Origin of the sequence: uncultured Draconibacterium sp. (genome assembly GCF_913060805.1) — a bacterium.
In the GTDB taxonomy this organism is placed as follows: Bacteria; Bacteroidota; Bacteroidia; order Bacteroidales; family Prolixibacteraceae; genus Draconibacterium.
The window spans coordinates 153,185-175,889 of sequence record NZ_CAJXTC010000002.1; the positions used below are offsets into that span (position 1 = coordinate 153,185).

The window sequence follows — 22,705 nt, forward strand, 5'->3', positions numbered from 1 at the left end:
AAAATGATGCATTTCGATGATCAGTCGAGGTTGCATGCCTTGAATTATAATCTTAAGAAGAATGAAGAAATACATATTACTATTATTTATAATGTTTCCGTTTCTCTCGAAAGCGCAGTCTGTTTCGGGTGTGGTTTTTGGAGATGATAATAACGGGAAACAGCCGCTTCCGGGAGTGAATGTGGTTTGGGAAGGTACCAGCGAAGGTACTGCCTCAATGCCCGACGGGAGCTTTAATATTGAAAACCGATCGGGGCGAAATAAGCTTGTTTTTAGTTTTGTTGGTTACGAATCGCAAACCGTTCATGTGCGCGATAATGATCCGTTGGAAGTGGTGCTTCAACCCAATCTTGAATTGGAAGAAGTAACGGTGATTCAAAAGGATCGGGGAACGTATTTGTCGGTAATTAATCCCATACAGACCGAAAATATTAGCGGGGCCGAGTTACACAAAGCTGCCTGCTGTAACCTCGCCGAAAGTTTTGAAACCAATCCTTCAGTTGATGTGAGTTACAGCGATGCCGTTACCGGAGCCAAGCAAATTAAATTGTTGGGACTCGACGGAACATATTCGCAGCTTCAGGTGGAAAATATGCCTGCATTGCGTGGTTTGGCAACTACCTTCGGATTAACTTATATTCCCGGCCCGTGGCTGGAGTCCATCCAGGTTTCGAAAGGAGCGGCTTCGGTGTTAAATGGTTACGAATCGATTGCCGGGCAAATTAATGCGGAATTAAAAAAGCCGGACAGCCAGGAAAAACTTTTTCTGAATGTTTTTGCCAATAATGAAGGCCGTTACGAATTTAACGGGAACACAAACATTAAAGTAAAAGGCGATACGCTAACAACCGGTGTTTTTGTGCATGCCAGCGACTTGTCGAAGGAGAATGATCATAACCACGACGGTTTTCTTGACTCCCCGCTGTCGAGCACTTTTGAGGTGGCCAACCGCTGGAAATACAACAACCACAAAGGAGCAATGGCACAGGCCGGAGTTACGTTGTTGTGGAACGACAGAATGGGAGGCCAGGTTGGTGCCAATAGTGATATGATTCTCTCTGTAGATAATCCGTATGGTGTAAATATTGAAACCAACCGCGTGGATGCATTTTTTAAGTCGGGAATTGTGTCGAAAGATAATCATCGTGCACTGGCAATTCTTACCAATTTCGCCCGTCATGAAACCAAATCGTATTACGGCTTATCGCGTTACGATGCCGATGAAACACGTTTTTACGGCAACCTGGTTTACACTCAGGATCTCGATATAGCGGCAATTCATGTGCTAAATAGCGGCGCAAGTTTTATTTACGACGATTTTAATGAAATGCTATACAATCAGGATGTACAGCGCACCGAAAAAGTTCCGGGAATATTTACCGAATATACTTTTAAACCCAGCGACAAGCTAACACTGATGGCAGGTATTCGTGCCGATTTCCATAACATTTTTGGGAATTTTGTTACGCCTCGTATGCATTTCCGTTACCAGTTTGCCGATCATTATACCATTCGTACAAGTGCCGGAAAAGGCTACCGCACTGCAAATGTAATTTCAGAAAATACATTTTTGCTGGCTAACTCGCGTCCAATTAGCTGGACCGATGATGCCATTCAGGAAGAAGCCTGGAACTTTGGTTTTGCTTTTATACAGAATTATAAATTACTGGATCGCGACCTGAGTATCAATGCCGAGTTCTTTCGCACCGAATTTCAGCAAAAATTAGTAGTCGACAGGGAAACGTCTTCTGAATTTATATACCTGTTACCTTCTACTGAAAAGGCTTATGCTAATAGTCTTCAGTTTGATGTGCGCTGGCAACCAGTAAAGCGCCTGGATATGTTGCTGGCTTACCGTGTAAACGACATCAAAGAAACCATTGGCGGCGAATTAAAAGATGCGCCATTAACCAGCGATTACAAAGGATTGATCAACCTGAACTACACCACCAATTTGAAGAAGTGGATGTTCGATTACACCATTCAGTTTAATGGTGGCGGACGAATTCCACGTGTTCATGAAGAGTGGATGGATCGGGCAAATATCGCCGGAGACTTTTTTGAATTTTCGCCCTATACGATTATGAATGCCCAGGTCACCAAATATTTCCGCTACTGGAATATTTACCTTGGCGTTGAGAATTTAACTGATTTCACACAAAATAATCCGATTGAAGGAACCGACGATCCGTTTGGTGAGAATTTCAGTGCCACTAATATTTGGGGGCCAACAATGGGTAGAAAAATCTACCTCGGATTACGTTTTAATTTGAATTATGAATAACCAGCTAAAAGCGAAATGCTTGATGCATAAAAAATGAACAAGATGAAAAAACTGATTTTATTATTTACAATGGCAATGTTTATCGGTTTTGCCGGTAACGAAACATTCGCACAGAAAAAAGAGAACAAAGTAGTTTGCTTTAAAAGCAACATGGACTGCGCCGACTGCGAGAAAACAGTTACAGAATACCTGAAATTTGAAAAAGGGGTGAAAGATCTGAAAATTGATCACGTCTCAAATACCATTTTAGTGGAATACAAAGACGGCAAGAATACGGATGATAATCTGGCCGAAGCCATCGAAAAGAAAGGTTACAAAGCTGATAAGATTACCAAACAAGAGTACGAGAAAATTGTAGCTGAAACGAAAGAAAATAAGTAACAGTTCCATTAGGAAAGAAAATAATCGCCTGATTAAGATGTAGAAAACGCTGTTCGATTTAGAACGGCGTTTTTTTATGCATGAAAAAATAGGCTAACAAAAGTCATAATGCGCTAATTATGAAATCATTTTACTGGTTGTCTATGTCAAATTTTTCGTACTTTTCACTTCAAATTCGTAAAATTATGTCTGAACAAAAATTCATTTCCGGTAAGTCGATAGCGTTTTTATTGTGCGTTTGTGCTGCAATCTTCCAATCATGTAGCAACGAACCTAAAATTGAAAAAGAGCTTTATATTCCTCAGAACATTTATAAAGTTCCGGAAAACAACGACTTCACAAATCCGGAGAGTGAATTTAGTAACAAACACATGATCGAGAGCGATAATTTTGCACTTTTCTGGCATAAAGAATATGGCGATGACCCGATGGCCAATCCCGACTCAACCAAACGTTTTGATCCGAAAGAAGCAATTGAGGAATGCGAGCGTTTTTACAACTACTATGTTGATGAATTGAAGATTGTTGAGAAAGGAAATTCGCTTTCGGACAAATATAAAATGCTGATCATTGTTTTTGGTGGCGATGAAGCGACTGCCTTTGGTGGCGGGGAAGAAGACAAGATTGGTATGCTATGGACACCCGCTGTTCGAATCAATAAGAAACCGTATGGAGCTTTGGCGCACGAGCTGGCGCATTCTTTTCAATATATTTCGAGTGCTGACGCCGGAACAGGACCACGCGGACCGATTATGGAGATGTCGGCGCAATACATGTTGTGGCAGGTTTATCCCGAATGGATGACATTTGAGAACTACCACTTGGTAGATTTTATGAAGCAAACGAATTATACGTATTTACATCCGATCAATATGTATCATTCGCCGTATGTGCTGGAATACTGGTCGCAGATTCACGGCAAAGAGTTTTTGGGCCAATTGTATCGCGCAACACAGGAAAAGGACGATCCGGTGATGACTTATAAACGTTTGACAGAAATCGACCAGGAAACATTTAACGATGAAATGTTTGATGCTTCGCGCCGGTTTATTACCTGGGATCTCGATCGAGTTCAGGAAGTTGCTCATCAATACGCTAATCAGCACCAAAGCAAATTAGTGCCTGCAGATGATGGTTGGTACAAAATAACAGCTGAAAATTGTCCTCAAAACTACGGGTATAACGGAATTCAGTTAAACGTTCCTGAAACTGGGACTGAAGTGGTTTTGGATTTTAAAGGAATTGCCGGTGCCGATGGTTTTAACGCTGTAAAAGTGGATAAAGCAGGCTGGCGATACGGTTTTGTGGCTTCGTTAAAAGATGGCAGCCGGGTTTATGGCGAAATGCAAAATGCGAATGAAAGCAGCTCAGGTTTTACCGTTCCTGAAAATACGGAGTATTTGTGGTTGGTAGTAATGGGAGCGCCAACAGAGCATTGGCCAATTGTTATGCGCTGGGGAAATGATGCAGAAGAGACACCTGAAGAAAACTGGCCATACCAAATTAAACTCGAAGGAACAACACTCGCCGCCTCGGTAATTGGATAGAACTGGATAGTTTTTATTTCACATCTTTGTAAATAAAAACCATGCAACCTATTATCGACCACATTGAAATTACGGTTAAAGACCTGGAACAAAGCGTTTCGTTTTACGATCAGTTTTTGCCATTGCTGGGATTTTCACTCGAAAAGAAAACGTCGGCTTACATTGCTTCGCACGACAAGCACGTGGTTGAATATTCGCATCCGAATCTTTGTATTGCACTCACTTCGCCACGAGAATCGTTAAAGGACGACACTGTTCACCGGCGCCGACCTGGAGCACTCCATCATCTGGCATTTAAAGCTGAGTCGCGCAAAGAAGTGGATACTGTATATTCCAAATTAGTGGAAATGAATGCGGATATTGTAAGTGCACCACGTTTGTATCCGGAGTATCACGAGAATTATTATGCGGTTTTCTTTAAAGCTCCTGACGGGATCAAGTTTGAGGTGGTTTGTCAGAAAGCAGAATAGCCTCAATAATCGTTTATCGAAGGTTTTTAGCCTTTTATACATCTTTTCTGGTAGTTCGTCATCCAATGTTGCATTCCTGTAAAAACAAGGCTAAATTTGAATAAAACCAAATTCTACAGCCATGTTCAGGTTTGTTAGTTTATTTGTAATTGTTGCACTTTGTGCTGCTTGTTCATCCAATAAAGCCAACACTTCTTTTTCCGGTTTTTGGGAAGGGCCGCATCCCGAAGATCCCAACAAGAAATTCTACGTTGAAATTGTAAATACCGATAGTTCTTCCGCAAAAGGCTACTGGACTCATAAAGGACTTTATGATTCGGGATTTCAAATCGACAGCTTGACGATTGCAGGTAATTCTATTCGCTTTTTTGTGCCAAATTGGAATTGCACTTATTTGGGCGAAAAAACAGGAAATACAATTCATGGCGGTTTTGCGTGTGAGGGAGAACCTTTCGACTCGGTAAAACTGGTAAAAAATGATGATGTAGCCCAATTTCTAACCGATGCTATTGCTGGCTGTCATGAAGCAGATTACAAGTATCATTGTCAAACTCCGAATCGACTGGATGATCTTTTGCCGGTCTCAGTTTTTGGAAGTGAAGGCGATTCGCTTTTTATCTATTCACTATTACCTGAAATTGTAAACGGCGATTATGGCCGGCTTAACTCATTTTTGCTAATAAGGAATAATCAGCTGATCTGTGAGGAATACTTCTATGGCTATGGGCAAAATACGCTTCACCAGGCTGAGTCAACAACAAAAAGCATTACATCGCTACTGATTGGAATTGCAGCAGACAACGGATTTATCACTGATTTAAATGAGCCCGTCGCGGCGATCATGGAAGCGCCTGATTTTGACAAACGGATTACTCTGGAACATTTATTAACCATGACTTCCGGTTTACTACCAAACGACGAAGAACTCTATTTAAGTGATGATCGTATTGCCACAATTCTGTCGCGCGAATTGAATTGTGAACCGGGAACCAAATTTCAATACGATGGTGGAAATACAGAGTTGCTGGGTGCCATTCTTAAAAAGAAAACCGGAATGTATGCCGATGAGTTTGCCAAAAAATATTTGTTTGAACCTTTACACATAACACATTATAACTGGGAAATTGAAAAACAAAACGGATATCCGTGTATGGCCGGTTCGCTGGAAATAACGCCGCGAGAATTAGCAAAAATCGGAATGCTGGTGCTGAATAAAGGAAAATTCAAGGAACAACAAGTTGTGTCCGAAAAATGGATAGAACAATCGACGAGCTTTAAAACGCACACGAATATTCCGGGCGATGACTACGCTTACCAATGGTGGAACCTAACTCTAAAATCAGCAGGAGAGGAGCACGCCTGCGTTTGGGCTAACGGATTTGGCAGCCAGTTTATTTATATTTTTCCATCACTTGATGCTGTAATTGTTACCACCGGGCACAATTATGAATTTGATTCGTGGGCAATAACTTCCGGTGTTGAGAAGTATTTGTATTTGCTAAAATAAATGTAAAGGCAAAAGTTGAGTATAGCTGTCATCTCGAGGCGAAGCGAGAGATCTGTCTCAAGTTATAAGGTACGAGCAGGGCATCATGAGACCGTTTAGCAATTCTAATTTTACCACAGAGTTTCACGGAGAAGTCACAGAGTAACACCGGGGCCAAAGACAAATCTTACAAATACACTTCTGCAATTTATCAGTTTGTCAATTCTTCAGTCCTTCAGTCCCTCAATCGCTCAGCCTCCAATAACAAATCATTACCATTCAAAAATAAATACCATATTGTACGAATTGCTATTAATCAATAAGTAGCTTTGTAGTGATGAAGCTCAAACAGAAATACAACAACTTCCCGTTCAATCCATCAAAAGTGCCGTTCTTCTATGGTTGGGTGATTTTATTTGCCGCCACCATTGGTGTGTTGTGCAGTGCGCCCGGACAAACAACTGGTGTTTCTACGTTTACCGATTACCTGATCGATAACATTGGCATTAGTCGTGATCAGATCAGTACGGCTTATATGTTTGGCACCATCGGAAGTTCGTTTATTCTTACCTATGCAGGTACGCTTTACGATAAATATGGCGCACGCTGGGTTGGAATGGCTGCAGCGTTAACGCTGGGATTTGTTCTGGTGTTATTCAGCCAGTCCGACCGGATTATAAAAGCCATTGTTCCACAGAATTCCAATATTTTTGTAGGCGTGGCAGTGGCAACGTGTATTGTATTCTTTTTTATGCTGCGGTTCTCTGGCCAAGGTGTAATTACAATGGTTTCGCGTAATATGCTGATGAAGTGGTTTATTGCCCGCAGGGGCTTGGTAAACGGTATTTCCTCGGTATTTGTGTCGCTCGGATTTTCAATAGCTCCACTAAGTTTCGATCTGCTGATTGAAGGAACTTCGTGGCGCTGGGCCTGGTTACTTATGGCAATGGGAATCGGTGTTGGGTTCTTCCTGTTTGTCTTTATTTTCTTCCGAGATAATCCTGAAGACTGTGACCAAATTCCCGATGGTGAGAAACACGGAAACAAGGAACATGATGTCATTATAAAACCGTTTAAACAATTCACGCTTAAAGAGGCCCGCAGCGGACTGACTTTTTGGTTGTTTGTATTGCCATCAGCCATTTATGCTATGTTTATTACGGGGTATGTATTCCACCTGGTTTCGGTTTTTGGCGAGGCTGGAATCGACAAAGAGCACGCGTTATCGGTGTTTATTCCCATATCGATGATTTCGGTTGTGCTGGCTTTTATTGGAGGATGGATTAGCGACCGCATAAAACTGCAGTATCTGCTTTACCTGATGCTGGCCGGAATGGTAGTGGCTTTAGTCGCATTGGCCAATATAAATACCGGATTTTATTACTACGCATTTATAATTGGTAGCGGTATTCCAAGTGGTATGTACAACGTGCTGTTAAGTGTTACCTGGCCTCGTTTTTATGGCCGCAACCACCTGGGGAAAATCACCGGTTTTGTAATGGCCATCATCGTTTTCTTTAGCGCTTTAGGACCAATCGTATTTAGCTTGTCGCACTCGCATCTGGGAAGTTATTCGTATGCCATTTATGCCTTGCTCGGAATTATCATGGTAATTGCTGTTCTTAGTTTTAAAGCGCATAATCCGCAGGATAAATACATGGCTGAATCTTAAATATTTACCGCAACTCACAAACTTTCTTTTGAAGACAAATTATTGATAGATAGCTGTTAAGGGTATTTACCTACAGTAGTTTTTGAAATTATGGAAATAACCATCGATTCTTCATTAAGGTAATTTTAGGGAATCAAAACAATTCATTAGTATTCCCTTAATCCTCGCTCAATATATTCCAGTTGCCAAATTCTGAACAGCAACGGATCGTTCGGTATTTCATTAGGTTCGGCCTCCAGCAACCTGTCAATTTTGTCTTTCGTGGCTGTGTCAATTGCTACTGTATTCATCACCACCTGGCGCGAATAATAGTAGGTTTTGCTCTTTAGCTGAAATTCCTGAACCGCCAATCGATCGGGTTTCACATCAAAAATCCGTATCGAATCGTAGCCAATTCCTGTACCATCATAACGTCGGATATAGCCGTTTTGCGTGAGCAAATCTTCATCGTCAGCCAATGCGGTGGCTACTTTGTTGCGAAATCCTGCCTTTTGAAAACGGTTTTTAAAATGGAAAGAACAGTAATTTATACCAATATCTATTGAATGGTCATGAGCATAAGCAATTAACTCCAATGCCGCCAGTTCCGACTCTAAAACCACAGGCTGCTCAGCATGAATGTAGGTGTAATTGTGTTTCGACAATTGTTTTACGTTGTGTGGAGTAAGGCGCAACTGGTGCAAGTTCAGGTTCGATACGCCTGCTTTTACCATTTCGGGTAACATTTTCTTTAAACGCTCTAACTCCTCGGGTACTGACGGAATTTCGATGGTTATTACAGGAACAATTCCTTTTGCCGCTGCAATTTTATCCAATCGAAATGCAGTGGCACCTATGTCAAAACGAACCTCGTTAATTCCTGCAGAGGCCAGTTTCCTGAACTTTTGTGTTTCGGCCAGAATTCCGTTTGTGTACATCCAAACGTAAGTTTCCGGGTTGCATTTCCGTCGCACCTGCTTTAGATAATCAAGTGTGCGATCGAACTGCAGCAACGGTTCGCCGCCGCTAAAACTCACACCTTTAAACCGAAAATGATTCACGTATTCTGCAAATGCCGATGGATCGGCAAAACTCAGGTTTTGGGTGGTTGGCAAATGGTCTTCCTGCTGCGATGTGGGGCAGTAAAAACACGAGGCGTTACACTTTCCGGTAATGAACAAACAGCTCCACTGACCAAGGCCGCAAAGTTTGCACCCGTTTGATATTTGTTTGTAATACGGCTTGGTGCCTTTAAATAAAATATTTTCAGCTTTTTTCAGTAAAGTTACTTTTTTCTCCTGCGCTTCATGGGCAGAATAACTGTTTAACCAGCTCAGGTTTGTCCACTCCGAAAAAGCAGACTTATTGCTGTTAACCAGCTGATTCAGCCAGTTATAGTATGTTTTCATTTCAAAAAGAACGATCAAATAAATAGTTATTGAATTAAAATATGGGGGCGATATGAAATGAAAATTTTATAGCTCGGAAAATATGTATAAAAACATGAGCATCTTTTTCCGGTCGCGATTTACCGTTCTGTTCGATTGTATTTTGATGTCTGTTTTCATTTATCCTGATTAGATGCAGTAAAAGTAGACAAATTCAAAATAGAAATGTCAACCACAAAAAATATTATTAAGCAGAATTCTAATTTTCCCGAAAAACCTGTCTTCTAAAAATTCTGAATAATCGCATTTTCATTACTACTTTTCTGCATAAATTTGTTTTATTGTATGATTATTTAAAAATTTTAGAAAGATATGAGACGAATTCTTTTCGGATTATTGATTGCCGCCATGGTTTTTACTGTGGGATGTAAGAAGAAAAAAGAAAACAAACTTCCGCGAGTTGCCATTGCCGGATTGGCCATAGAATCGAGCACCTTTTCGCCTGCACAATCGGGCATTGAGGCGTTTCAGGCACGTCGCGGAGATGAGATATTCACCTATTATCCGTTTATGGACGATACGGCAGCTACGCGTAAACGTGCAGAGTGGTTCCCAACTTTGCGTGGTCATGCACTGCCCGGAGGGATTGTAACCCGCGATGCATACGAAACATTGGTTGGTGAAACGTTGGACCGGTTAAAAGAAAATATGCCCTACGATGGCTTGTTTTTTGATATTCACGGGGCAATGAGCGTGGTTGGTTTGGATGATCCGGAAGGCGATTTTCTCGAACGAATTCGTAAAGTAATAGGCGACGATGTGCTGATATCGACATCGATGGATTTGCATGGAAATGTAAGCGAACGACTGGCACATTACAGCGATATGATCACTTGTTATCGGATGGCTCCGCACGAAGATGCTATCGATTCGAAGAAACGTGCCCTGACTAATCTTCTCGACCGTTTGGAGAGCGGTTTAGGCAAACCAAAATATAAAGCCTGGATTCCGGTTCCTATTTTATTGCCCGGCGAAAAGACAAGTACCCGCATAGAACCGGGAAAAAGCTTATATGCAAAAGTTGCCCCGGCAGCAGCGCGCGAAGGCGTTATTGATGCAGCGATATGGGTTGGCTACGCATGGGCCGACGAGCCTCGCAACCGTGCGGTGGTTATGGCTTACGGCGACGACGAAGAAGCTGTAACAAAATCAGCAGAAGAACTGGCTCAAGCCTTTTGGGATGTTCGCAACCAGTTTGAATTTGTAGCTCCGGTGGCTTCGTTGGACGAATGTTTGGACCGCGCAATTGCTTTCAAAGAAAAACCATTTATCATCAGCGATATGGGCGACAATCCAACGGCTGGAGGTGCCGGCGATGTTACCTGGACATTGAACGAAATCCTTCAACGGAAAGAATTCAAAAAGAAAAACGGACCATCGCTAATATATGCCTCTATCCCCGGACCGGATCTTGTTGCCAAAGCTGTTGAAGCCGGTATTGGCGAAACAGTTACCGGTATGGTTGGCGCCGAAGTTGATGACCGTTATTGCGGCCCCATTGAATTAACAGGCAGGGTAGAAGCCATTAAAGAGGGCGATCGTTATGCTGAAACCGAAGTGGTAATTAATGTGGGCAGTGTTGATGTGATCGTGACCAAAAAGCGGAAACCCTATCACCACGAAACTGATTTTACTGATTTGAGTTTGTATCCACGCGAATCGGATATTGTAGTTGTAAAAATTGGTTACCTGGTTCCGGAGCTATACAATATGCGAGCCGGTTGGTTAATGGCACTAACTCCGGGTGGTGTTGATCAGGATTTGGAACGACTGGGTTACAAACGTATTCATCGTCCGATGTTCCCCTTGGATAAGGACATGGCCGATCCGGATCTCTCGGCACGGCTGATTCCACTGGCTGATGAGTAAAAATCAATAAAGGCGTTTGTAACATTTGGTGCAAGCGCCTTTATTTTTAAAACTAATTGTCAATCGCTATTCTGCTAACGATTTTTTCTTTAGTTTTAAGAACCAATAATAATCTAAACCAATACCCATGAGAAAGTTATTTTTCCCTGTAATTATCTTAATCTTTTTTACCGCTTGCCAAACCAAAGTTCCGGTGGGAGAGTGGCAAACCCTATTTGATGGCGAAACTCTGGATGGCTGGAAAAAAGCCGGCGAAAACCCTGAAAGTATTAGCGTTGAAGATGGTATGATAAAATGTGCAGGAGAGCGTTCGCACCTGTTTTACAACGGTGATTTTAAAAACTTTGAATTTGAAGCAGAAATAAAAGCGCAGGAACATTCAAATTCGGGCGTATTTATCCATACCGAATATCAGGAAGAAGGTTGGCCGTCAAAAGGTTACGAAATACAGGTAAATAATTCCTACCGCGGTTCGGTGGAATATCCTGAGCGCCGAAAAACCGGAAGCATTTACAATGTGCGCAACGTTTATTATCCGCTGGCCGAAGATAACGAGTGGTTTACAATGCGCATTAAAGTAGTGGAAAACGTTGTAAAGGTTTTTGTCAACGATGTTAAAGTGAACGAATATATCGAGCCTGAAAATCCGTGGCGATGGAATGGTGGCGAAAACACCAAATTAAGCCACGGAACATTTGCTTTGCAGGCTCATGATTCTGGGAGCACAACTTATTACCGAAATATCCGTGTAAAAGCACTTCCTGAAGCAGAACCGACACCAGCAGAAGTAGATAAGGATTGGGATACAAAAGTTACCAAATTAATGTACGCCGGTTTCCCGTTGGTGGATTATCACGTGCATTTAAAGGGTGGTTTAACGCTTGATGATCTGGTGGAGAATTCGCAACGTTTGGGAATAAATTACGGAGTTGCACCCAACTGTGGCCTGTATTTTCCGGTTACTGACGATGAATCGTTGTACGCATATATGGAAGAAGTAAAAGGCAGCCCAACTTATAAAGGAATGCAAGCTGAAGGCCGCGAGTGGGTGACACTGTTTTCGCCGGAAGCTGTGGCTAAATTCGACTATGTATTTACCGATGCCATGACTTTTACGGATAAAAAAGGCCGCCGAAACCGTATCTGGATTCCGGAAGAAGTTTGGGTAGACGAAAAGCAACAGTTTATGGACGACCTCGTGGAAAAAATTGAAGCTATTTTCTCGCAAGAGCCAGTTGATATATACGTAAATCCAACAGTATTGCCGGATGAATTGATGCCGGAATACGAACAACTATGGACAAAAGAGCGCATGGAACGTGTAGTAAAAGTTCTGGCTGATAACGGAATTGCATTGGAAATAAATGCCCGTTATAAAACACCAAATGCCGAGATGATAAAAATGGCTAAAGAAGCAGGGATTAAGTTCTCTTTCGGAACGAATAATGTCACTAAAAACCTTGGAGAGCTGGAATATTGCCTTCAAATGTTAGAGGAGTGTGAATTAACGCCAAACGATATGTTTGAACCCAAACCGGATGCTGAAAAACCGGTAAACGTTAAAGGTTTACCCGATAAAATTACAGGATAAATCAAAAATGAAAAACGGGTAAGACCACATTGATCTTACCCGTTTTTTATGGGAAATATCTATTGTTTAATGAAACTCTATTCTGGGGCTGAATTCATGCAGAATACCTTTACTCTCAACGGCAAATTCAACGAGGTCAACCGCCTGTTCGTTAGTAAATGATCCGCGGTTTATTGTAAGATCAAAAAATTCCTCATGCAGGTTACTTTCTTTTAATGCTTTGCGGAATGCCGCTCGCTCTTTTTCAACCTTTTCGATAAACGAAACTGCTTCATTCCTGTTCAGCCGGTTATTCGTCATAATCGTGTTGATCCGATAACCCAGCGGAGCCGTTAAACGGATGTGCAACGCATTTTTAATGTCGCTGGCAATAATATGGCTGGCACGTCCAACAATAATACAATAACCATCAACTGCCAGTGTGCGAACCACTTCTTTTACCGTTTTTATTATCGTCTCTTCACTTTTATAACGCTTCTCACGAAAGGCTTTTAAAATATCCTCAAAAACATAGCGGTCGGTCTTTTTAAAGGTTTGCCGCACCATTTCCGGATCCAGATCAAGCTCTTTTGCGCTTTCATAAAATATCTCTTTACTTAATACGCTCCACGAGCCTTTTGCGAGCTTTTTATTGAGTCGTTCGGCAATTAATTTTGCCAAAACAAGACCATTACAGCCCACTTCGCGCGAGATGGTAATCACCGGTCCTGCATGACTCATCCTGCCCAATTCGTGAGGTCTTTCCTCTTTTAGGCGGCTGTTAAGATAGTTCATCAATGAATTTCCCATAATCTTAAGCTTTGTTGTATTCTGGATTACGCTAATTATGGTAAACATGTTATGTTTTTATCAGTGAATTTAGTGCAAAGCAAAATGGAGTTTTACAACTTTATTAATTTGAATTTCAATTGTCACTCATTTTAACTGTCAGATAATGAAATGTTTGCCAGACGGTATTTTGCGTTGTGACAAGTATCAGTTCTATTCCGAACCCGAAAAAGTATCTTTTACTTCTATTAAATTTTTATTCGTTCTAAATAATTTTAGAAATAGTATCTTCGTGAAATTTTTATAAAACTGCACAATATGTTTGACAAAAATACTTATACCGATCGTAGAAATAAACTGAAATCCAAAGGCTTAAAAGGTATTGGATTGATTCTTGGAAACGGCGAATCACCAATGAATTGTCTGGATAATACCTATCATTTTCGCCAGGATAGTTCTTTCCTGTATTTCTTTGGTCTTGATTTTCCCGGGCTGGCCGGAGTAATTGATTTTGAAAGTGGTGATGAATACATTTTTGGAGATGATGTTGAGATTGATGACATCATTTGGATGGGACCACAGGTTCCGTTAAAAGATAATGCCGCCAAAGTGGGAATTACCAAAACCGCGCCATTTGCAAAGCTTTTTGATGTGGTTAAAAAAGCGATGGATGTGAACCGTAAAATTCATTTTCTTCCGGCATACCGTGGTGAGAATAAGATTTTGCTGGAGAAATTAACCGGTATTTCTTCGTTGTCGGTTCAAAATCATGCTTCGCTGGAGCTTATTAAAGCCATTATTTCCATTCGTGAAATTAAGGAAGCTCAGGAGGTGGAAGAAATTAAAAAAGCCTGTGCAACCGGCTATCAAATGCACGTAGCGGCAATGCGCATGGCGCAACCCGGAACCTGGGAGCAAAAAATTGCCGGAACAATGGAAGGAATTTCATTTGCCGGTGGTGGAATGGCATCATTCCCGATCATCCTTTCGCAAAATGGCGAAACTTTGCACAACCACGATCATTCGCAAACGCTTGAAAAAGGCCGTTTAATGTTATGCGATGCCGGTGCAGAATCATTACTTCATTATGCATCCGATTTTACGCGTACTACCCCGGTAGGTGGCGAATTCACCAGCAAACAACGTGAAATCTACGAGATCGTTTTGGCGGCCAATAATAAGGGAACAGAACTCACCAAACCCGGTGTTACTTATTTATCTGTTCATTTGGCTGCAGCGGAAGTAATTGCCGGCGGATTAAAAGAATTAGGATTGATAAAAGGCGATGTAAAAGAAGCAGTTGCTGCCGGAGCTCACGCATTGTTCTTCCCGCACGGATTGGGACACATGATGGGATTGGATGTGCATGATATGGAAGATCTGGGGCAGATTTATGTGGGTTATGATGATGAAATCAGACCGGCCGATCAGTTTGGAACAGCAGCTTTACGTTTGGGAAAACGATTGAAACCGGGATTTGTAATCACCAACGAACCGGGCTGTTATTTTATTCCGGCATTGATTGACAAATGGCAGGCCGAAGGCATAAACAAAGACTTTATAAACTTTGACAAAGTAAATGAATACCGCGATTTTGGCGGAATTCGCTTAGAGGATGATATTTTGGTTACCGAAACAGGTAGCGAAATAATAGGGGAGCGGGTTCCGATTGAACCGGATGAAGTTGAAAAGATCGTTCAACAAGGATAAAACGAGAAAAGGCATTCATATTTATGGATGCCTTTTTTTTAATATCCGGTGGTAGAAATAATCCATTTCCGATAACAGCTCGTCGCGCACGGCACAACATCTTTCCCGAATTTCCTCCTGCGATTTGGCACCTTTGTACGGACTTTTAAAACCCAAATGCAGCTTCCTTTTATAATTTACTTTCGGAATCTTTAACTCCTCAGTAGTTCCTTCGCCCACAGTTATCAGGTAATCAAAATCCATGTCGGCATATTCTGAAAAACTATGAGGCACACTTTGTTCCAGATTAATGCCTGCTTCGCCCATCACTTCCATTGCAATTGAGCTTACATGATCAACAGGATCTAATCCAGCAGAGTATATTCGGATATTGTCATCGTTATAGTTTCGAAGTATCGCTTCGGCCATTTGGCTTCTGCACGAGTTTCTGTTGCTTAAGAATAAAATGCTTATCCCATTATTTTAGATTTAAGTTGGTGTCTGTTTCTATTTGAAAAACGTAATTTACTATAATTCTCACACAATAAAAATGTCTTATGTCTTAATAGATAAGCTTTTAACGATGTTTAGAAACATGATTTCAGAACATATTCTTAAACGAATTAAGTGATTCAAGTATTCGAAATGCTTTTTATGGATAAAAGGATAACTGAAGAGTTGAAATCCTACTAAAAAAGGCTCGTACAGAAGATATTAGCTCTATAAAGGCGCAAAAAAGTAGTGGCTAACCAATTGAAAACCAATTGCTATAAAATTCACAAAATATTATTTTCTCTGATTAATTGAGTATTAATGGGGATTTCCCTATTTTCGTAGGTGAATGATATCATGAAAATCGTTGAAATACGATGTAAAAATAATGTAAATGGAACCTAAAGATCTAAAAAACTCGGAAGAGTTAAAGCGTGCGGAGAATACTGACCTTGAGAATTCTGAAGTTAAACCGACTTCGGAAGAAGCTGCAAAATCGGAAGAACCGAATACTGTTGAGGATGAAAAAAGTGTTGAACCAACTGAGGAAAAAACACCCGAACAGCCGCCGGTAGAACCTGTGGAAGAAACTGCGAAAGAAGAGCCAAAAGCTGAAGTAGCTGAAGAACCGGAGAGTGAGTCGGAGCCCGAATCAAAATCAGAAGAAGAAAGTACAACTGATTCATCTGAAGTTTCGGAAACTGTTTCTGAAGAAAAAGAGGAAGAAGAGACACAAGAGGAATCGGAAGATACAACAGCAGAACAAGAGCAGGAAACAACGGAAAGTAAAGCAGAAGCTGAGCCTGTAAAAGAAGAGAAACCGGAAAAACGAGAGCCGGTCGATTATTCAAAACATACTCAGGTAGAGCTTGTTAATGCACTTCGCGACGTACTTGAAGGAGATAGTGATATCAACATAAAAGAAGAAATTGACACCATTAAAGCGGTGTTTTATAAGAATCTGAACGAAAGCATCGAGGAAGATAAAAAGAAATTTATTGCTGATGGCGGTGCTGAAGAGGAATTCAAAGCAGAAGAAGATCCTTATGAAAAAGACATTAAAGATCTGCTAAAGAAATACCGCCATATTCGTATCGAGCACAACAAACAGCTTGAGGTAGAAAAAGAGGAAAATCTGCAGAAAAAATATGATGTAATCGAAAAGATTAAAGGCCTGATCAATAACGAAGAATCGATCAATAAAACCTTTAACGAATTTCGTGATCTTCAACGCGAATGGCGTGAAATTGGTTTGGTTCCACAATCAAAAATGAAAAATTTGTGGGATACGTATCACTTCCACGTTGAGAATTTCTACGATTATATTAAGATCAACCGCGAACTGCGCGACCTGGATCTGAAGAAGAACCTGGAAGCAAAAATTAAACTTTGCGAAAGGGCAGAAGAGTTGCTGGTTGAAGAGCCATCGATTCTGAAAGCATTTAATACGCTTCAGAAATACCACGAACAATGGCGCGAAATCGGGCCGGTTCCGCGTGAGCAGAAAGACGATATTTGGGAGCGTTTTAAAGCGGCTACAACCAAAATCAATAAAAAACACCAGGAGTTTTTCGAGAATCGAAAAGTGGAGCAAAAGAAAAACCTGGAAGCCAAAACTGCACTGTGCGAAAAAGCTGAGGACATCATTAAGGATGAGATTGCAAACCATAAAGAATGGGACGAAAGATCGAAACAACTTATTGAATTACAGAAAGTTTGGCGTACAATTGGTTTTGCACCAAGAAAAGATAACAACAAAATTTACGAGCGTTTCCGTACGGCCTGCGATGCATTTTTTAATGCCAAGCGTGCATTTTACGCTAAAAACAAAGAAGAACAGCAGAATAACCTGCAGTTAAAAACGGATCTGTGTGTTCAGGCAGAATCGCTGAAAGACAGTGAAGACTGGAAAAAAACAACGCAGGACTTTATAAATATCCAGAAAAAATGGAAAGAAATTGGTCCGGTGCCACGCAAACATTCCGATGTTTTATGGAAGCGTTTCCGTGCAGCTTGCGACTTTTTCTTCGATAAAAAATCGGAGCATTTCTCTGATGTCGATACCGAGCAGGTAGACAACCTGAAGTTAAAAGAAGACCTGATTAAAGAGGTTAAAAACTTTAAACCGATTGAAGACACCGACGAGAATTTGGAATCGTTAAAAGCTTTCCAACGCAGATGGACAGAAATTGGCCATGTTCCGTTTAAAAAGAAAGACGAAATTAAAGTACAGTTCAGAGATGCAATCAACAAACTGTTTGACGATCTTAACCTGGATGATGAAAAACGAAATCTGTTGAAATTCAGAAATAAAATGTCGTCGTTCTCTGAATCGTCGCGTGGGCAAAATAAAATGCGCATGGAACGCGATAAGTACATGAACAAAATGAAGCAGCTGGAAAATGACTTAGTGCTGCTGGATAATAACATTGGATTCTTTGCTAAATCGAAAAATGCGGAATCATTGATCGAAGATGTGAAAAAGAAAATTGAAGTGACCAAGCAGAAGATTGAGTTGCTGAAAGACAAGATTCGTGTGATTGACGAAATGGATAATGACTAAAGAGTATTCTTATACAATATTGAAAAGCCGGTTTTACCGGCTTTTTTTATGTCCATACATCAAATAATTTAAGTCGCTGAGAATCGCGTAAAAATAAATTTGTGTGTAATTGTCCGGAATATTAAAATTTTGAGGCGGGATATTAAGACTTGATATTTCTATAGATAAATCTGTGACGGTTATTCTAATTGCAGATTTGGGATGATTAGCAGAATTAATTAAAGTATCTACAGAGTAAATTTTATTCGGAACTACGGACTTACATTTAAGAGATAAATGATTTGGAAAGACTTATTATAAACTTTTACATAAAATCTTTGCCGTTATCGGACTAAAACCTCGATAACTGATTTTATATAAACCATCCGCCAGCTGACGGATTGGACGTAACATGCCAGGTATTCCAAAATAAACGATATACACACTTGTCTTATAGTTGATATTATGTTATTTATATGAATATAAAAAAAGGAGAGAATTTCCCTCCTTTCTTATAATATCTTATTGTCCTAAGATTTCAAGAATCTCGTTGTACTTGTCCATATTCTTCATACGGTAGTACAAGTTCTTTAACGATTCCAATGTCATTTCATCCTCTGGATTGATCTCACGACATTTTTCCATGTATGGAAGTGCTTTCTCAAACCATACGTCAGCTTTTTTCAATTCAGCTTCGTATTTTTCGTTTTCGTTAGCAGGAACTGCGTTAGCTACTTCTATTTGTTTTACACCTTTATTGTAGTAAAGTGCGCCCAAGTTGTAATATGCATTAAAGAATGTTGGATCAATTTCAGAAGCTTTTTCGTATGCTGCTACAGCATTTTCTTCTTCACCAAATTTTTCGTACAAAGCACCTTTGGCAAAATAATAAGTAACGTTGTTAGGATCTTGCTCAATCGCCATATCCAGGTATTTCAATGCTTCTTCGTTTTTACCAATTTTCATGTACAAGTCAATCATGCTTGTCAATACGTTATTGTCATCCGGATATTTCTCAAATCCTTCCTGAACAGCTTTTAACGCATTTACAGTGTCTTGCATTTGAATGTACGAATCAGAAATTAAAGCATAAGTTCTTGCACCGTTGTAGCCGTATTTAGCAGCTTCTCCGTAGTACTGAACAGCTTTATTGTAATTCTGAGCATTGTAAGCAGCCAAACCTGAGTTGAATAGAATTACAGTATCAACTGCACCAGGATTATCCTCTTTTACAACCGGAATATCTTGAACCTCAAGGATTTGCTCAAAAGATTTCAATGCCAATTCGTAATCGTCGTTGTTGAATGCTTCAACAGCTTGATTTGTTAAGTCGTTAGTTAACAATGTTAACTTAATTTTTACACTTTTCGAGAACTTGTCTTTATCATCAAGCTCAAGTGCTTTTTTGTACGACTCTAACGCTACTGTTAACGGATCATCGCTTAAAGCTTTTACACTTTCGTCCTGGCTTGCAAAAATTGCCTGATAAATTTCGCCTTTTACTTCCCATGTTTTTGGCCATGGAATAGACTTTTCGGCTTTATCGTTTGCAGGATCAGTTGCTTCAGCAATGGCCTCCAACGCTTTATCTAATTTTCCTGAGTCTTTAAGGTTCTGAGCACTGGTTACTTTTCCTTTCTGTGCAAATACTGCAGAAACAGAAAAAACCAAGGCTAGAAGAATGATAGTTTTTTTCATTTTTATACTTATTTAAAATTTTAAAATTTCGATTAATAGTCCCTCTTACAGGCCACAAAAATATATCTTTTCAAATTTTATCAAAATAACAGTACAAATAATCAATAATTTATTCTTGTTCTAAGTTATTTTCTTCATTATCAACGCCTTCAGTATTCTGGTCAGTTACATCTTCCGAAGCTTCTTCTTCAACAGCAATTCGGGCAACCGACGCAATTCTGTCGTCTTCTCTCAGATTGATAACTCGTACTCCCTGTGTTGCTCGTCCGAGTACTGAAATTGTGTTAACCGCTAAACGAATGGTTATTCCTTTTTGTGTAATAATCATCAGATCATTATCATCAGAAACACTTTTTATGGCAACCAACTCGCCTGTTTTTTCGGTAATATTCAGTGTTTTTACACCTTTACCACCACGGTTTGTTACACGGTAATCATCAATTTTAGAACGTTTTCCATATCCTTTTTCGGCAACTACCAGGATGTCTTCATTTTCATCCATTACACAAACCATACCAATTACTTCATCATTTTCATGGCCAAGTGTAATTCCGCGAACTCCGGATGCTGTTCTACCGATTGCACGAACAATACTTTCGTTGAAACGAATTGCCTTACCCGAGCGCACAGCCAGCATAACTTCGCTATTACCATTTGTCAAACGAGCTTCCAGTAATTGGTCGCCTTCTTTAATGGTAATTGCATTAACTCCGTTTTGGCGCGGACGTGAATACGCTTCTAACGTTGTTTTCTTGATAATACCTTTTTTGGTAGCAAGAATAATGTAGTTATTATTGATGAATTCCTGATCGGCCAGTGTTCTCACTTTAATAAATGCCAACACCTGATCGTCCGACTCAATATTCAACATGTTTTGAATTGCACGACCTTTTGAAGCCCTTGTTCCTTCCGGAATTTCGTACACTTTCAGCCAGAAACATTTTCCTTTTTCGGTGAATAACAATAAAGTGTTATGCATCGATGCAATAATAATGTGCTCAAGGAAATCTTCATCGCGGGTGGTACTTCCTTTTGAACCTATACCTCCCCTGCCCTGAGTTCTGAACTCGGTAAGTGGCGTACGTTTTATATAACCTAAGTGAGAGATGGTAATTACCATTTCTTCATCGGCATAAAAATCTTCAGGGTTAAATTCTTCGGCGTTTGGAACAATTTCAGTACGACGTTCGTCACCGTATTTCGCTTTAACCTCCTGCAATTCTTCTTTTATAATTTCCATTCGCAAGTTTACGTCGGCAAGAATGGCTTTGTAATGTTCAATCTGCGCCATAATTTCGTCGTATTCTTTACGAAGTTTGTCTTGTTCAAGACCGGTTAACTGACGCAATCGCATTTCAACAATTGCACGCGATTGAACCTCACTCAGTTCAAATCGTTCAATCAATTTGTTTCGTGCTTCTTCCGGAGTTGAAGACCCGCGGATAATTGCAATTACTTCGTCGATATTATCGCTGGCAATAATAAGTCCTTCCAGAATATGAGCACGCTTTTCGGCTTGCTCCAATTCGTACTGCGTACGGCGAGTAACAACCTCATGACGGTGATCCACAAAGTGTTTGATCAGTTCCTTTAAATTTAAAATCTTCGGACGACCATGAACCAGTGCAATACTGTTAACACTAAACGAAGTTTGCAGCTGAGTGTATTTGTATAGTTTATTTAAAACCACGTTGCTCATTGCATCGCGTTTCAAATCGTAAACAACTCGCATACCTTCGCGGTCCGACTCATCGTTTACATTCGAAATTCCTTCAATTTTCTTTTCGTTAACCAGGTCGGCAGTTTTCTGAATCATTTCTGCGCGGTTAACCATGTATGGAATTTCGGTTACAACGATCTTCTCGCGGCCACCTTCGTTTTCAATGTGCGCTTTACCCCGGATAACAATTCGGCCTTTACCGGTTTCGTAGGCATCTTTTACGCCCTGGTAACCGTAAATAATACCTCCGGTTGGAAAATCGGGAGCTTTCACTATTTCGATAAGCTGCTCCATTTCAATGTCATTGTCATCTACATAAGCTATTGTAGCGTCAATAACATCGCTAAGGTTGTGTGGTGGCATGTTTGTAGCCATACCAACGGCAATACCCGAAGCACCATTTACAAGCAACTGTGGGATTTTTGTTGGTAAAACTGTAGGCTCACCCAACGATTCATCGAAGTTAGGCTGGAAATCAACAGTATTTTTGTCCAGGTCGGCCAAAGTTTCTTCCGAAATCTTCGACATACGAGCCTCGGTATAACGCATTGCTGCCGGACTGTCGCCATCAACAGAACCAAAGTTACCCTGACCATCGACCATTGGGTAACGCAACGACCAATGTTGCGCCATACGTACCATGGTAAAATAAACTGAAGAGTCGCCGTGCGGGTGGTACTTACCAAGCACCTCACCAACAATCCTGGCCGACTTTTTATACGGACGATTGGAAAGAATTCCAAGTTCGTGCATACCAAATAAAACCCGGCGGTGTACCGGTTTAAAACCATCGCGTACATCGGGTAATGCACGCGAAACAATTACCGACATTGAATAATCAATATAGGCAGATTTCATCTGCTCCTCAATGTTTATTCTGATAATCTTTTCACCTTCTGTCATTATATCTCCTTTCAAAATAAATTATCACTATTTAAAGACCCACAAAAATAGTAAAATCATTCGTGTAACACGCATATCTAGTAGTGTTTTACATACTTTTGACAAGAAGATATTAACATTTCAACTGACAATTATTCATGATGTTTAGGTTACCTTTGATAACTTC

Annotated in this window: 15 protein-coding genes; 10 read left to right on the plus strand and 5 right to left on the minus strand. The window is 40.5% G+C overall.

Annotated elements, in window-relative coordinates:
- Window positions 1-61 precede the first annotated feature (61 nt).
- The 6 genes from QZ576_RS01965 (at window position 62) to QZ576_RS01990 (ending at window position 7,840) form a co-directional block, all read left to right on the plus strand.
- Window positions 62-2,284 (plus strand): TonB-dependent receptor, encoded by a 2,223-nt coding sequence (locus QZ576_RS01965; protein ID WP_297093710.1) that lies wholly within the window; start codon window positions 62-64, stop codon window positions 2,282-2,284.
- Window positions 2,285-2,326: 42 nt separating this feature from the next.
- Entirely contained in the window at window positions 2,327-2,665 is a 339-nt protein-coding gene (locus QZ576_RS01970; protein ID WP_297093711.1) for a heavy-metal-associated domain-containing protein, read from the plus strand.
- A gap of 185 nt (window positions 2,666-2,850) precedes the next feature.
- A complete protein-coding gene (locus tag QZ576_RS01975) occupies window positions 2,851-4,212 on the plus strand; it encodes a DUF6055 domain-containing protein (protein WP_297093712.1) in 1,362 nt (453 codons plus the stop codon).
- A gap of 41 nt (window positions 4,213-4,253) precedes the next feature.
- Entirely contained in the window at window positions 4,254-4,682 is a 429-nt protein-coding gene (locus tag QZ576_RS01980; protein ID WP_297093713.1) for a VOC family protein, read from the plus strand.
- 121 nt (window positions 4,683-4,803) lie between these two features.
- On the plus strand, window positions 4,804-6,189 hold the full coding sequence (locus tag QZ576_RS01985) for a serine hydrolase (protein WP_297093714.1): 1,386 nt from the start codon (window positions 4,804-4,806) through the stop codon (window positions 6,187-6,189).
- A 316-nt stretch (window positions 6,190-6,505) separates the two neighbouring features.
- Window positions 6,506-7,840 carry a nitrate/nitrite transporter gene (locus tag QZ576_RS01990; protein WP_297093781.1) on the plus strand — a complete coding sequence of 445 codons (1,335 nt, stop codon included), beginning with the start codon at window positions 6,506-6,508 and terminating at the stop codon, window positions 7,838-7,840.
- A 146-nt stretch (window positions 7,841-7,986) separates the two neighbouring features.
- Here QZ576_RS01990 and QZ576_RS01995 read toward each other — a convergent pair whose 3' ends face one another.
- Window positions 7,987-9,228 (minus strand): radical SAM protein, encoded by a 1,242-nt coding sequence (locus tag QZ576_RS01995; RefSeq protein ID WP_297093715.1) that lies wholly within the window; start codon window positions 9,226-9,228, stop codon window positions 7,987-7,989.
- Window positions 9,229-9,579: 351 nt separating this feature from the next.
- Here QZ576_RS01995 and QZ576_RS02000 point away from each other — a divergent pair, with 351 nt between their 5' ends.
- Together QZ576_RS02000 and QZ576_RS02005 are read left to right on the plus strand one after the other, a co-directional pair.
- A complete protein-coding gene (locus tag QZ576_RS02000) occupies window positions 9,580-11,136 on the plus strand; it encodes a M81 family metallopeptidase (protein WP_297093716.1) in 1,557 nt (518 codons plus the stop codon).
- 127 nt (window positions 11,137-11,263) lie between these two features.
- Window positions 11,264-12,727, plus strand: coding sequence for a family 16 glycoside hydrolase (locus tag QZ576_RS02005; protein WP_297093717.1), 1,464 nt, complete (start codon window positions 11,264-11,266; stop codon window positions 12,725-12,727).
- A gap of 66 nt (window positions 12,728-12,793) precedes the next feature.
- On the opposite strand, the gene QZ576_RS02010 is transcribed toward QZ576_RS02005, so the two are convergent.
- Window positions 12,794-13,516 (minus strand): AAA family ATPase, encoded by a 723-nt coding sequence (locus QZ576_RS02010; RefSeq protein ID WP_297093718.1) that lies wholly within the window; start codon window positions 13,514-13,516, stop codon window positions 12,794-12,796.
- Between the two features lie 297 nt (window positions 13,517-13,813).
- Here QZ576_RS02010 and QZ576_RS02015 point away from each other — a divergent pair, with 297 nt between their 5' ends.
- Window positions 13,814-15,205 carry an aminopeptidase P family protein gene (locus QZ576_RS02015; protein WP_297093719.1) on the plus strand — a complete coding sequence of 464 codons (1,392 nt, stop codon included), beginning with the start codon at window positions 13,814-13,816 and terminating at the stop codon, window positions 15,203-15,205.
- Between the two features lie 21 nt (window positions 15,206-15,226).
- Here QZ576_RS02015 and QZ576_RS02020 read toward each other — a convergent pair whose 3' ends face one another.
- Window positions 15,227-15,658 carry a hypothetical protein gene (locus QZ576_RS02020; RefSeq protein ID WP_367270437.1) on the minus strand — a complete coding sequence of 144 codons (432 nt, stop codon included), beginning with the start codon at window positions 15,656-15,658 and terminating at the stop codon, window positions 15,227-15,229.
- 412 nt (window positions 15,659-16,070) lie between these two features.
- Here QZ576_RS02020 and QZ576_RS02025 point away from each other — a divergent pair, with 412 nt between their 5' ends.
- Window positions 16,071-18,239 carry a DUF349 domain-containing protein gene (locus QZ576_RS02025; RefSeq protein ID WP_297093720.1) on the plus strand — a complete coding sequence of 723 codons (2,169 nt, stop codon included), beginning with the start codon at window positions 16,071-16,073 and terminating at the stop codon, window positions 18,237-18,239.
- Between the two features lie 501 nt (window positions 18,240-18,740).
- On the opposite strand, the gene QZ576_RS02030 is transcribed toward QZ576_RS02025, so the two are convergent.
- Both QZ576_RS02030 and gyrA read right to left on the minus strand, forming a co-directional pair.
- A complete protein-coding gene (locus QZ576_RS02030) occupies window positions 18,741-19,916 on the minus strand; it encodes a lipopolysaccharide assembly protein LapB (RefSeq protein ID WP_297093721.1) in 1,176 nt (391 codons plus the stop codon).
- Window positions 19,917-20,025: 109 nt separating this feature from the next.
- Window positions 20,026-22,539: a DNA gyrase subunit A gene (gyrA, locus tag QZ576_RS02035; protein WP_297093722.1), complete on the minus strand. Its 2,514-nt coding sequence runs from the start codon at window positions 22,537-22,539 to the stop codon at window positions 20,026-20,028.
- Between the last annotated feature and the right edge of the window lie 166 nt (window positions 22,540-22,705).

What these genes read in the sequence shown, in the direction of transcription:
- QZ576_RS01995 (WP_297093715.1), bottom strand. Translation starts at nt 9,228, where the DNA reads ATGAAAACATACTATAACTGGCTGAATCAGCTGGTTAACAGCAATAAG.
- QZ576_RS01970 (WP_297093711.1), top strand. Translation starts at nt 2,327, where the DNA reads ATGAAAAAACTGATTTTATTATTTACAATGGCAATGTTTATCGGTTTT.
- QZ576_RS02030 (WP_297093721.1), bottom strand. Translation starts at nt 19,916, where the DNA reads ATGAAAAAAACTATCATTCTTCTAGCCTTGGTTTTTTCTGTTTCTGCA.
- QZ576_RS02015 (WP_297093719.1), top strand. Translation starts at nt 13,814, where the DNA reads ATGTTTGACAAAAATACTTATACCGATCGTAGAAATAAACTGAAATCC.
- QZ576_RS01980 (WP_297093713.1), top strand. Translation starts at nt 4,254, where the DNA reads ATGCAACCTATTATCGACCACATTGAAATTACGGTTAAAGACCTGGAA.
- gyrA (WP_297093722.1), bottom strand. Translation starts at nt 22,539, where the DNA reads ATGACAGAAGGTGAAAAGATTATCAGAATAAACATTGAGGAGCAGATG.
- QZ576_RS01990 (WP_297093781.1), top strand. Translation starts at nt 6,506, where the DNA reads ATGAAGCTCAAACAGAAATACAACAACTTCCCGTTCAATCCATCAAAA.
- QZ576_RS02005 (WP_297093717.1), top strand. Translation starts at nt 11,264, where the DNA reads ATGAGAAAGTTATTTTTCCCTGTAATTATCTTAATCTTTTTTACCGCT.
- QZ576_RS01975 (WP_297093712.1), top strand. Translation starts at nt 2,851, where the DNA reads ATGTCTGAACAAAAATTCATTTCCGGTAAGTCGATAGCGTTTTTATTG.
- QZ576_RS02000 (WP_297093716.1), top strand. Translation starts at nt 9,580, where the DNA reads ATGAGACGAATTCTTTTCGGATTATTGATTGCCGCCATGGTTTTTACT.
- QZ576_RS02010 (WP_297093718.1), bottom strand. Translation starts at nt 13,516, where the DNA reads ATGGGAAATTCATTGATGAACTATCTTAACAGCCGCCTAAAAGAGGAA.
- QZ576_RS01985 (WP_297093714.1), top strand. Translation starts at nt 4,804, where the DNA reads ATGTTCAGGTTTGTTAGTTTATTTGTAATTGTTGCACTTTGTGCTGCT.
- QZ576_RS01965 (WP_297093710.1), top strand. Translation starts at nt 62, where the DNA reads ATGAAGAAATACATATTACTATTATTTATAATGTTTCCGTTTCTCTCG.
- QZ576_RS02025 (WP_297093720.1), top strand. Translation starts at nt 16,071, where the DNA reads ATGGAACCTAAAGATCTAAAAAACTCGGAAGAGTTAAAGCGTGCGGAG.